Genomic DNA, 11,935 nt, shown 5'->3' with positions numbered 1-11,935 from the left:
ATTAAATTATTTTAGAAACTATTGTAACTTTTTTGAGACTCCATACGTATAACCATTTGTACACTTAAAATTTAGGAGACAAAAAAACATGAGACAACTAAAAATCACCAAGCAGGTAACCAATCGTGAAACTGCTTCATTAGACAAGTATTTACAAGAAATTGGAAAAGTTGACCTTATTACCGCTGACGAAGAGGTAGAATTAGCACAAAAGATTAAAGCCGGTGACCAGAAAGCATTAGAGAAATTGACAAAAGCCAATTTACGTTTCGTAGTTTCGGTAGCAAAACAATACCAAAATCAAGGGTTAACCCTTCCCGATTTGATTAACGAAGGAAATTTAGGATTGATAAAAGCAGCACAACGTTTTGATGAAACACGTGGTTTCAAATTCATCTCGTATGCCGTTTGGTGGATTCGTCAATCTATTTTACAAGCATTGGCTGAACAATCCCGTATCGTTCGTTTGCCTTTGAACAAAATTGGCTCTATCAACAAAATCAACAAAATGTACGCTTTACTAGAACAATCTAACGAGCGTCCACCATCTGCTGAAGAAATTGCAAAAGAGCTAGACATGACCGTAAATGACGTAAAAGAGAGCATGAAAAACTCTGGTCGTCACCTATCAATGGATGCACCTCTTGTAGAAGGAGAAGATTCTAACCTTTATGACGTTTTACGTTCAGGTGAATCACCAAATCCAGACAGAGAATTAATCCACGAATCATTGCGTACCGAAATCGAGCGTTCATTAGAAACATTGACTCCAAGAGAAGCTGATGTTGTTCGTTTGTACTTTGGTCTTGGCGATCAACACCCAATGACATTAGAAGAAATCGGAGAAACTTTCGACCTAACTCGTGAGCGTGTGCGTCAAATCAAGGAAAAAGCAATCCGTAGATTAAAACACACTTCTAGAAGTAAAATACTAAAAACCTATTTAGGATAATAGCCATAAGTTCGAAAGTCATAAAGTAAAAAGCAATACACTTTATGACTTTTGATTTTCGGCTATATTAAAGCAAACAGCAGTCTGATTAACTGTTCGTTTTTTGATTGATGATTGAAACTCCGGCTGATTACCGGAGTTTTATTTTTTGTCATTGCGAGGAACGAAGCAATCGCATCCTTATTTTTTTTGTCGTAACCCTTCGTAAAAACTTCGGGTCGGGTTTTTCGTTATAATCTTTTTATCTAAAAAAAAAAATAAAAAGGATTTCCACTTCAATCCCTTACGCAATGTACGGACAACTCGCGAGTTGTCCCTATAAAAAAATTTTCGTCAATTGCTGCAAAAAAACTACTTTTGCACAAACAACAAAACTGTAAAGAAACACCACAGTGCGTCTCTACATAACAACTACACAATGAAGAATACACTTATTGCACCATCAGTGCTTGCTGCCGATTTTGGCAATCTGCAACGCGACATCGAAATGATCAACAACAGTGAAGCCGACTGGTTTCATATTGATATCATGGATGGCGTTTTTGTTCCAAACATTTCTTATGGAATGCCAGTTTTGGAAGCCATTAACCGACATGCAAAAAAAACAATTGACGTTCACTTGATGATTGTAGATCCTGATCGTTACATTAAAACTTTTGCCGAATTAGGCGCTAATATTCTAAGTGTACACTATGAAGCTTGTACACACCTACACAGAACATTACAAGCCATCAAAGCCGAAGGAATGAAAGCTGGAGTTGCGATCAATCCACACACTAATATTGACTTACTGGAAGATGTAATCAACGACATTGATTTAGTTTGTATCATGAGTGTGAATCCAGGTTTTGGAGGACAATCCTTTATAGAAAATACGTATGCTAAAATTGAAAAGCTAAAAGCGTTAATCACTAAAAAAGGAGCAACTACAATCATTGAAGTTGACGGTGGTGTAACCAATAAAAATGCAAAACAATTAGTGGAAGCCGGAGCTGATGTTCTGGTAGCCGGAAGCTTTGTTTTCAAAGCGGAAAATCCAACGCAAACGATACAAGATCTGAAGAAGCTAACAAACTTCTAAAAGAAATGGCGCTTGAAGCGCCATTTTTATTTTAAATATTCTTCTTTAAAATTAATCATTCTTGAAATATGTGCATATAGTTCTGGATGCTCCCTTTTGAAAACACGAGGTGTCTCATAAAAATGTTCCAAGATAACCGATAAAAATTCGAATTGATTTTCATAAGCATACAATCTAAAATAATCTTTCTGAGTTAACTCCTTATTTAAAACCGGATCGCTGTAATATTTTACGGCTTCATTGAATTCATCAAAAAAGATAATAGCACTTGGATCATTACTTTTTAAGCAATGAAAATGCAACACATGAGAGAACTCATGCAAACCCAGATTAATATTATCATTTGATGTTAAATGCCCTAATAAAAAATCTTCCCACGAAAAAACTACCGCTTTCATTCTGGGATTAAATTCTCCTTTATGGTACGCTTGATTCACGGTAGAAAAGTAACTTGAAGGATAAATTATTATTTTATTGAACAAACTAACAAGATAATTTCTCATCCCAAAAGTCAACATCACATACGTTCCCGCAATCAGCATTTTCATTTGTTCTGTAATAACAGTTTCCTTGCCTATAAACTCATACTTAGTAATAAACTCATTTATTCGATGTTCAAAATATGTTTTCCTTTTAGAAGAAAGCCTATTATAGAATGGAAAATCATTTACTAAAATTTGGCGTTGGCTTGGTTTTAATTTTTTGGAGAAAGGATACCAATGGATATAAAGTGGTTTATTAAACAGTAAAATATAAGCCGGTTCAACTACTCTAAAAATTAAAAGCAGGAGAAATAATGTTCCAAAAAGTATTGAAATAAAAAGTTGTTCTGTCATATTTTATAACCGCTTTAAAATAAAAAATGCCTCAAAAGAATTTCAAGCAAACTTGATTTTTTTGAAGCATTTTTATTTGTATTTGTGGCCGCGACAGGGTTCGAACCTGCAACCCTCAGAGTCGAAATCTGATATTCTATCCAGTTGAACTACGCAGCCAGTTTCAGATTGCTAGATTTTTAGATTGTTGGAAGAATCCAAATATCAAATAATCTAAAAATCTAATTTATGTCAATAGTTTTTTAACGAGTGTAGAAATCGTTTTTCCTTCGGCAGTTCCACCTAATTGTGCTGCAGCTAATCCCATCACTTTTCCCATTGAAGCAATTCCTGACGCACCAGTTTCTGCAATAATTTTTGCAATCACAGCTTCTACTTCTGCTTCACTTAATTGTGCCGGCAAGAATTTTTCGATTACTGCAATTTGAGCCAATTCTGGTTCAGCTAAGTCCAAACGGTTTTGTTCTGTAAAAATTCTAGCACTTTCCTTACGGGTTTTTACTAATCTTTGAAGCAATTTAACTTCATCGTCTTCCGTTATTTCTTCCTTAGATCCTGTAGCGGTTTGCGCTAATAGGATTTCAGATTTAATAGCTCTTAAAGCTTCTAAGGCAACTGTATCTTTGGCTCTCATGGCTGTTTTAATATCGTCCATGATTTGTACTGATAAACTCATAATAATATTTAATTTTAAATTTGCTGTTCAATCTGAAAACTGAATAGTGCAAACTGATTACTTTTTTTAATGCCCCAGATGCTAGTGGAAAGCCTTTTTAGGAGAAAATGAATTTTTTCATGTACTTAAAAAGCGACTTTAGGAGCTCTTTTAAGGGCGTAGAAAAAAACATTTTTGACAAAAAGCTTGAAACGACAGCTGGATTAGGACCCGACAAAATTAAAGAAATTTACTGTAATTAACAACAACAGATTGCTTCGTCGTTCTGATAATTATCAGAACTCCTCGCAATGATAAAAAATAACCCGAAAATTAAATGAATTTTCGGGTTACCTCATTTTGGTTTGTGTTAGTTAATCTACGTTGTCATGTAAATACGAGTTGTTAGAACGCAACTGTAGATCGTTGTTGCTGTCTGTTCCCACAGAAATTCTCGAATTTGTATTATTGGCTTGGTTGTTTGAAATATCTATTCCCAATCTTTTGTAAGCCGGTTCTTTTTCATATTCATCAATTTTAGAAACATTGTTATGAAACTTATAATTGAATTCTTTTAGCTTTTTTCTTCTTTCATCAGCTCTCATTCGCAATGATTCCTCGATTGTCATTTCCATAGGAGAAATAGCATCAAAGTCAACAGGTGCATTTACTGACGTATCAACTTGTTTCATCGTGATGTTTAACTCAGCCGGAATAACAACTTCCGGAGTTTTAGCAACTGGTTTAGCCATGAAATCATGCTCTGGTTCCATGAACTCTTCAAGAGAATATTTGATAATTCCATTGTCAGTCAATTCTGTTACGGGAACAAATTGAACTGCTTCGTTTACTTTGATATCACGAGTTTCATTCGTCAATTCAAACATCACTTTTTTTTCTTCAACCTGCGCTACCGGTTCCGCTTTGAAAAGTGGCAAATCAAAAGAGAAAGCAGTTTGCTCTTGTCTTTCAATAACTTTTGGCTGTACTGCTTTTACTTCTTTAACTTCAGCAACAGGTGTTGAAATTGTAAAATCAATGTCAGTAATAGGAGAAACAATTTCGAAAGTCACATCTAAATTTTTAATAAATTCAGACATTACCATCAATTCTTCCTTATTAATAGTTGGCGCCGTTACCACTGGCTCAGGAGCAACTACCGTATCTTCCAATAAATCAAAAACTATTCTTTCGCTTGAATTAGAAGCTGGAGATTCTGTATTTAAATCAAAAGCAGCAACCGTTTTATTACTTAGATTATGAACACTTCTCTGTTCATCTTCTAATGTGTGTATAATTTTTTTTGGCTCTGTATTTACTATTTCGTTTTGTTGTTCAATATCAAAACCTGTAGCAATAATAGTCACTGCAATAGCATCTCCAAGCGATTCGTCTTCACCAACCCCCATGATAATATTTGCATTATGTCCCGCTTCAATTTGAATATGGTCATTGATTTCTCCAATTTCGTCAATTGTAATTTCATTAGTTCCAGAAACGATAAGCAACAATACGTTTTTGGCACCAGTAATTTTATTATCATTTAACAATGGAGAATCTAAAGCTGCAATAATGGCTTCCTTAGCTCTATTTTCACCTGAAGAAACAGAAGATCCCATAATAGCCGTTCCGCTATTATACAATACTGTTTTAGCATCTCTTAAATCGATATTTTGAGTATAGTGATGCGTAATTACTTCGGCAATACCTCTTGAGGCTGTAGCCAAAACTTCATCCGCTTTTGAAAATCCAGCTTTGAAACCAAGATTTCCATACACTTCTCTTAATTTATTGTTGTTGATAACAATTAAAGAGTCAACTTGTTTGCGTAATTTTTCAATACCAATTAACGCTTGTTCCTGACGCACTTTCCCTTCAAATAAGAAAGGTAATGTCACAATCCCTACAGTAAGAATATCTCTTTCTTTAGCCAATTGTGCAATTACAGGTGCAGCTCCAGTTCCTGTACCACCGCCCATTCCGGCAGTGATAAATACCATTTTAGTATTTCTATCCAACATTTTTTCAATCTCAGAAATACTTTCAATAGCGGATTGTTGTCCTACATCTGGGTTTGCTCCAGCACCAAGCCCTTCAGTCAAATGTACTCCTAACTGAATTTTATTAGGCACAGAACTGCTTTGTAAGGCCTGAGAATCCGTATTACATACGATGAAATCTACGCCTTTAATCCCTTGTTTAAACATGTGATTTATGGCGTTACTTCCGCCTCCACCTACACCAATAACTTTGATTACATTTGATTGGTTCTTTGGTAAATCAAATGAAATACTTCCAAATTCTGAGTTGCTCATCATTTTATTTGGTTTTTGATATTTATATTATTTTTTGATTTTTAATTCTTTTTACTTGGGGCAAAAAGGAAAAAAAACAATATTTTTTATTACTTCTAAATTATTCTGCATTATCTAAGAAATCCTTAATCTTGTCAACATAACGGTCAAAGAAATTTCTTTGTATCCTGTTGACGGTAGAATTATGTTTCTCATTTGAGTTTTCATCCTCTTCGTCTTCCTCTTTTTCAAGAATTTCATTCACCACCGGATTTTGAACAACTGCCTGTCTGTATACCGCAGCTTTAGGTTGTTCAATGGCATCCATTCTTACCGCACTCTGTGTTTTATTCTCAATGCTTTTCATTACCAATCCAACTGCAGTTGCATACAAAGGACTTGAAATCTCCTCATCTGAATTCCCCGCTAAATGTTCGTTTGGATATCCTATTCTCGTATCCATTCCTGTGATATATTCCACTAACTGTTTGATGTGTTTCAATTGTGCACCACCACCAGTAAGTACAATTCCTGCAATTAGTTTTTTACGAGGATCTTCGTGTCCGTAAGCTTTCACTTCAGTAAACACCTGATCTACAATTTCCACAACACGAGCATGGATTATTTTAGATAGATTTTTCAAAGAAATCTCTTTTGGCTCTCTGCCTCTTAATCCTGGAATAGAAACAATTTCGTTGTCTTTATTTTCTCCTGGCCAAGCTGATCCAAATTTAACTTTCAATAATTCAGCTTGTTTTTCAATGATCGAACATCCTTCTTTGATATCATCTGTAATCACATTTCCTCCAAAAGGAATTACGGCTGTGTGACGAATGATACCATCTTTGAAAATCGCCAAATCTGTTGTTCCACCACCAATATCGATAAGCGCAACTCCAGCTTCTTTTTCTTCCTGACTCAAAACGGCATCAGCTGAAGCCAATGGTTCCAATGTCAAACCTGACAATTCGATTCCAGAACTTTGAATACATCTGCCTACATTACGAATCGATGAAGCTTGTCCCACTACAACATGAAAACTAGACTCTAATCTTCCACCGTACATTCCGATAGGCTCTTTGATTTCAGATTGTCCGTCAATTTTAAATTCTTGTGGCAAAACATGTATAATTTCTTCGCCGGGTAACATCGCCAATTTATTCACTTGGTCAATCAAAAGCTGAATATCATTCCCTCCAATTACTTCTTCGGGATTGTTTCTGCTGATGTAATCTGTATGCTGAATACTACGGATGTGTTGTCCCGCAATTCCTACCACTACATCTTTTATTTTATAGCCTGAGTTGTTTTCGGCTTCTTGTATTGCTTGCTGTATAGATTGTATGGTTTGAGTGATGTTATTTACCACACCTCTAGCCACACCTAAACTTTTAGATTTACCTACACCTAAAATTTCTAGTTTCCCATATTCATTCTTCTTGCCTATCATGGCAACTATTTTAGTTGTCCCAATATCTAGACCTACTGCAATATTCTCTTTTTCCATTATCTATTATTTAGTGCAAACTACTTGTTCCGTAAATCGGAGGTCAATTTTTTTATATTTATACAACGAACTATCTAAAACCGCTTTTTGAAAAAAAGCTTTATAATTCTTGAATTTACGCTCTACATTTATCATTCTACCAAAATCAATTTGATATTCAAAATTTCTATTGAGCATTTTTAAGCTTCCATTAGGCATAATTTGAATTCCGATGATGTTTTTTTTCAAAAACGCATCGTCATAGATTAAGCGAAATAAATCGGATAAATCTTCGGTATTTTTTTTATTTATTCCCCCTGAAACAAGTGGAACTCTAGCTGTAAAATTAGTTGACAAGGGCATTCTATTTCCTTTGTAATCAATATAAAAAGAACCGTTTTTGTCAAAAACTCTAGCAATAGGAGTCTTTTGTTTCACCACTGCTTTTAACACACCGTCAATACTCACGAATACATCTGATTCTTCAATCATTTCTTGTGCATTGAGAGTTGTTTCCAGCTTATTCAAATCTAAATTAACTTTTTGAATGCTTGATGCATCTTTTTTATTTTCTATTAACAATTTATCAACCGTTTCTTGCTTCACAAAAGGAGCGTTATCTCCTACAAAAACAACGGTAGATTTGGTCAATTTTCTACCTGCATTACGATTTGACGTAAATGAAAACAGAAAAATTACCAACACAAACATCAGTAATAATCGAATATTTGTCCAGTTAAAGAGTTTCATTTATCGCTTTTTTAATTGATGGTACTAATTCTCCAATATCTCCAGCTCCAATTGTAACAATAATCGATGCGTCACTAGCTAAAATTGTTGCTATCAAATCACCTTTATTTACAATTTTTTTATGCTTATTTGTCATTTTATCCATCAGCCACTGTGAGTTTATTCCTTCCATTGGCAATTCACGGGCCGGATAAATATCCAATAAAATTATATCATCAAAAGCCGACAAACTTTTGGCAAAATCATCTGCAAAATCTCTCGTTCTACTAAACAAATGGGGTTGAAAAACTGCCAAAACTTTTTGGTTTGGATACAACTCTCGAACCGCCTGATGTACTGCGTTTATCTCCGTTGGATGATGTGCGTAATCATCAATATAAACTTTACTTTCTGTTTTTATTTGGTATGAAAACCTTCTTTTTATTCCCTTAAATGATGCAATGGCTTTTGCAATGGCATCGGTTGGGGTGCCGAATAATTTTGCCATTGCGATAGCCATTAATGCATTCATTAAATTATGTCTTCCCGGCAAACCAAAATGCAAATCTTTGATCACTTCCGTAGGTGTTTGTACGTCAAAAACATAACTGCCATTTCCTATTCTAACGTTAAAAGCTTTGAAAACTGCATCTTCATTTACAGCACAGGTTATGCCTTCTATTGGTAATTCTTTTGTTATAAAAAGATTACTCTTATCTTCTATTTTTGATGCAAATTCAAGAAAAGATTCTTCTATTGCTTCACTGGTTCCATAAATATCCAAATGATCCGCGTCCATAGAAGTTATACAGGCAATATTTGGATGCAAATGCAGGAATGAACGATCAAATTCATCGGCTTCAACAACAGTTACTGTTTTTCCGCTTCCTATTAAATTCGAATTATAATTCTCAACAATTCCACCAATAAAAGCAGTAACATCAGCACCGCTCTCCTGCAAAATATGCCCTAAAATCCCAGATGTCGTTGTTTTTCCATGTGTTCCGGCAACTGCAAAACAAAAGGTATCTTTTGTAATTATTCCTAAAACCTCTGCTCTTTTTTTTACTTGAAAATCTCTCTCCAGGAAATAATTCCACTCTGAATGCGTCTTAGGAACTGCCGGCGTAATAATTACCAAAGTATTTTCTATGTAAAAATCTTTCGGAATCGCATCAATGCTGTCTTCAAAATGAATTGAAATTCCACTTTCTATTAATTCATTAGTAAGAGCCGATGGCGTTTTATCATAACCCGAGACGTTCTTGCCCAGATTCTTGAAATAACGAGCCAAATTACTCATCCCAATGCCTCCGATTCCGATAAAATAGACGTTATGTATTTGATTTAAGTTCATTTTTTCAATTTAAATTTCAATGGCAATTTCAATATTCAAAAATCTTACTATGCAATTTCATATTGCAATTTTATATTGCAATTGATATTGACATTGCTATTTTATTAGCTTTACAATTTCATCAACAATTTGTTTTGTTGCTTCTGGCATAGCCAATAATTTTATATTTTCACTCAGCTGATTTTGCTTTCCCTGATCTTTCAGTAAGACTTCAAAAACAAGACTGAATTGTGAGTCAAGCTCCGATTCTTTGAGCATTAACGCGCCTTTTTTATCGACTATGGCTTGCGCATTCTTAGTTTGGTGGTCTTCGGCAACATTCGGGGACGGAATAAAAATTACCGGTTTGCCCACAATACACAACTCCGAAACGGATGATGCACCAGCGCGAGAAATAACAATATCTGCTGCTGCATAAACTAAATCCATTCTTTCAATAAAAGCGACAACCTGAACATTTGCTGAATTGTATTTTTTATAATCTTCTAAATACAATTTTCCGCATTGCCAGATCACCTGAACATTTTGAGAAAGTATATTGGCTAACTCTTTTTCGATTAATTGGTTTACTCTCCTAGCTCCAAGGCTTCCACCAAGAACCAACAATGTTTTTTTATTTGGATCTAAATTAAAAAACTGAATGGCGCTATCTCTTTTGCTTTCGATATCAATTAAATCCTGACGCACTGGATTTCCAGTCAAAATCATTTTCTCTTTTGGAAAAAAGCGTTCCAAATTTTCGTAAGCAACACAAATTTTGTTCGCTTTTTTACTCAACAGTTTATTGGTAATTCCCGGAAAGGAATTTTGTTCTTGAATCACTGTTGGAATTCCTGCAATAGCAGCTACTTGTAATAGCGGACCACTTGCAAAACCACCTGTTCCAATAACCACATCTGGTTTGAACTGTTTGATTATTGTTCTTGCTTTTAATAAACTGGAAAGCAACTTAATTGGAAAAAGAGCATTATCAAATGTCAGTCTACGCTGCAGACCTGAGATCCAAAGTCCTTTAATATTGTAACCTGCTTGAGGTACTTTTTGCATTTCCATTTTGTCTTTGGCACCTACAAAAAGAAATTCGGCATCAGGAAAACGAGATTTTAATTCATTTGCAATAGCAATTGCCGGATAGATATGCCCTCCCGTTCCGCCACCGCTTAATATGAATTTATACTGTTTCATTTTTATTAATTTCTAATTTTCTAAAACGACTTATTTATTCAAAACCGCATGCATAGGATTTTTAGCTTTATCTTCTATCGAATAATTCTCAGCTACAACCTCTTCCTCTTCTAATTCCCTGTCAATTAATTTTTGAAGTGCTTCTTCTCTTTTGGCAGCATCTTTCAATTCCTGCGCAATTTCTTCTTCTTTTTTCGTAACACTAATGATGATTCCAAGTGCAAAACAAGTCATCCAGATTGAACTTCCTCCACTACTGATTAAGGGTAATGTTTGTCCCGTAACGGGTAATAATTCAACCGCGACAGCCATATTTACCATTGCCTGAAATATCATGGGAAAACCCAATCCCACAACTACTAATTTCCCGAATAATGAATTGGCTTTGTGTGACGCTATTACAAATCGAAACAATAACAATAAATACAACGTCAATACTCCTAAACCACCTATAAGGCCATATTCTTCGACGATTATGGCAAAAATAAAATCGGAGGAAGATTGAGGCAAAAAGTTCTTTTGAATACTTTTTCCTGGTCCTAATCCATATATTTTTCCGGAAGCAATGGCTATTTTAGCTTTTTCTATTTGATAATCATCTTCGCCTGGTTTATCGCTAGTGAAATTATCAATACGACTAATCAAAGTATCGACACGGTTAGGAAAAGCATCTGGAAACGCTTTGGCAATAAGGATAAAAAATGCCAGAAACACAATTCCTGAACCTACTACAATTCCGATATAACGCAACGGATATTTCCCAATAAAAACCAACACCAGCACCATGGAGAAAATTAATGCCGTAGTAGAAAAATTGGCTGGAAGAATGAATATTAACGTAATAAACACTGGCACCCAAAGCTCCCAAATTGAGGACTTGAAAGAAATAGGAACTTCTCTGGTTTTAGACATATAACGGGCTACAAATATATACAACACGATAGAGGCTAAGGTAGATGTTTGAAATGTTATTCCAATAAATGGCACCTGAATCCACCGACTCGCGTTGGCACCAGCAATAACAGTTCCTTTGCTTAATGTGTATGCCAATAACAGCCAAACAACATACAAAGCTCCTTTGGAAATTGCCTTAAAATAATGGTACGGCACTTTATGAACCCAATATATAATTAGAAAACCAATGCCTATATGCGCTATGTGTTTTACTAAATAGCCTAATGTATTTCCGTTTCCTTGACCGATATAGGCCAAATTACTACTAGCACTAAAAACAGGCATAAATGAAAACAAGGCCAATAAGGCCACGAATGACCAAATCCCTTTATCTCCCTTTAAATTGTTGACTAGTTGTTTCATTTTTAATTTTTCTTAAAGCTTAAAATCGTATGCCTTATACTTA

General features: G+C 35.0%; 10 protein-coding genes and 1 tRNA gene. 2 read left to right on the top strand and 9 right to left on the bottom strand.

Features of this window, described 5'->3' with window-relative positions; translation table 11 throughout:
• Nucleotides 1–88 precede the first annotated feature (88 nt).
• Complete coding sequence (locus E0I26_RS03675; RefSeq protein ID WP_007137700.1) at nt 89–952, top strand: sigma-70 family RNA polymerase sigma factor; 864 nt, start codon at nt 89–91, stop codon at nt 950–952.
• A gap of 418 nt (nt 953–1,370) precedes the next feature.
• Nucleotides 1,371–2,033 (top strand): ribulose-phosphate 3-epimerase, encoded by a 663-nt coding sequence (gene rpe / locus E0I26_RS03670; RefSeq protein ID WP_131915123.1) that lies wholly within the window; start codon nt 1,371–1,373, stop codon nt 2,031–2,033.
• A 26-nt stretch (nt 2,034–2,059) separates the two neighbouring features.
• On the opposite strand, the gene E0I26_RS03665 is transcribed toward rpe, so the two are convergent.
• From E0I26_RS03665 to E0I26_RS03625, 9 genes are all read right to left on the bottom strand, one after another.
• On the bottom strand, nt 2,060–2,869 hold the full coding sequence (locus E0I26_RS03665; RefSeq protein WP_131915122.1) for a zinc-dependent peptidase: 810 nt from the start codon (nt 2,867–2,869) through the stop codon (nt 2,060–2,062).
• 85 nt (nt 2,870–2,954) lie between these two features.
• Nucleotides 2,955–3,028 (bottom strand) — tRNA-Arg (locus E0I26_RS03660).
• Nucleotides 3,029–3,095: 67 nt separating this feature from the next.
• Entirely contained in the window at nt 3,096–3,545 is a 450-nt protein-coding gene (locus E0I26_RS03655; RefSeq protein WP_131915121.1) for a GatB/YqeY domain-containing protein, read from the bottom strand.
• 353 nt (nt 3,546–3,898) lie between these two features.
• Nucleotides 3,899–5,842, bottom strand: a complete 1,944-nt coding sequence (ftsZ, locus tag E0I26_RS03650) for a cell division protein FtsZ (RefSeq protein ID WP_131915120.1) — start codon at nt 5,840–5,842, stop codon at nt 3,899–3,901.
• 97 nt (nt 5,843–5,939) lie between these two features.
• Complete coding sequence (gene ftsA / locus E0I26_RS03645) at nt 5,940–7,325, bottom strand: cell division protein FtsA (protein ID WP_131915119.1); 1,386 nt, start codon at nt 7,323–7,325, stop codon at nt 5,940–5,942.
• Between the two features lie 6 nt (nt 7,326–7,331).
• Nucleotides 7,332–8,054 carry a cell division protein FtsQ/DivIB gene (locus E0I26_RS03640; RefSeq protein WP_131915118.1) on the bottom strand — a complete coding sequence of 241 codons (723 nt, stop codon included), beginning with the start codon at nt 8,052–8,054 and terminating at the stop codon, nt 7,332–7,334.
• On the bottom strand, nt 8,041–9,390 hold the full coding sequence (gene murC / locus E0I26_RS03635) for a UDP-N-acetylmuramate--L-alanine ligase (protein ID WP_131915117.1): 1,350 nt from the start codon (nt 9,388–9,390) through the stop codon (nt 8,041–8,043). The genes E0I26_RS03640 and murC overlap by 14 nt, the downstream gene beginning before the upstream one ends.
• A 96-nt stretch (nt 9,391–9,486) precedes the next feature.
• Nucleotides 9,487–10,575, bottom strand: coding sequence for an undecaprenyldiphospho-muramoylpentapeptide beta-N-acetylglucosaminyltransferase (gene murG / locus E0I26_RS03630; RefSeq protein ID WP_131915116.1), 1,089 nt, complete (start codon nt 10,573–10,575; stop codon nt 9,487–9,489).
• 30 nt (nt 10,576–10,605) lie between these two features.
• Nucleotides 10,606–11,892 carry an FtsW/RodA/SpoVE family cell cycle protein gene (locus E0I26_RS03625; RefSeq protein ID WP_131915115.1) on the bottom strand — a complete coding sequence of 429 codons (1,287 nt, stop codon included), beginning with the start codon at nt 11,890–11,892 and terminating at the stop codon, nt 10,606–10,608.
• Between the last annotated feature and the right edge of the window lie 43 nt (nt 11,893–11,935).

The organism is Flavobacterium rhamnosiphilum, assembly GCF_004349195.1.
GTDB classification, from domain to species: Bacteria; Bacteroidota; Bacteroidia; order Flavobacteriales; family Flavobacteriaceae; genus Flavobacterium; species Flavobacterium rhamnosiphilum.
The sequence above is the reverse complement of the archived record's forward strand: the minus strand, read 5'-3'. Positions and strand labels throughout refer to the sequence as shown.

Bases quoted from the DNA above. Each gene is read 5' to 3' on its own strand.
- E0I26_RS03665 (WP_131915122.1), bottom strand. From the start codon at position 2,869: ATGACAGAACAACTTTTTATTTCAATACTTTTTGGAACATTATTTCTC.
- ftsZ (WP_131915120.1), bottom strand. From the start codon at position 5,842: ATGATGAGCAACTCAGAATTTGGAAGTATTTCATTTGATTTACCAAAG.
- E0I26_RS03655 (WP_131915121.1), bottom strand. From the start codon at position 3,545: ATGAGTTTATCAGTACAAATCATGGACGATATTAAAACAGCCATGAGA.
- rpe (WP_131915123.1), top strand. From the start codon at position 1,371: ATGAAGAATACACTTATTGCACCATCAGTGCTTGCTGCCGATTTTGGC.
- E0I26_RS03675 (WP_007137700.1), top strand. From the start codon at position 89: ATGAGACAACTAAAAATCACCAAGCAGGTAACCAATCGTGAAACTGCT.
- murG (WP_131915116.1), bottom strand. From the start codon at position 10,575: ATGAAACAGTATAAATTCATATTAAGCGGTGGCGGAACGGGAGGGCAT.
- E0I26_RS03625 (WP_131915115.1), bottom strand. From the start codon at position 11,892: ATGAAACAACTAGTCAACAATTTAAAGGGAGATAAAGGGATTTGGTCA.
- ftsA (WP_131915119.1), bottom strand. From the start codon at position 7,325: ATGGAAAAAGAGAATATTGCAGTAGGTCTAGATATTGGGACAACTAAA.
- E0I26_RS03640 (WP_131915118.1), bottom strand. From the start codon at position 8,054: ATGAAACTCTTTAACTGGACAAATATTCGATTATTACTGATGTTTGTG.
- murC (WP_131915117.1), bottom strand. From the start codon at position 9,390: ATGAACTTAAATCAAATACATAACGTCTATTTTATCGGAATCGGAGGC.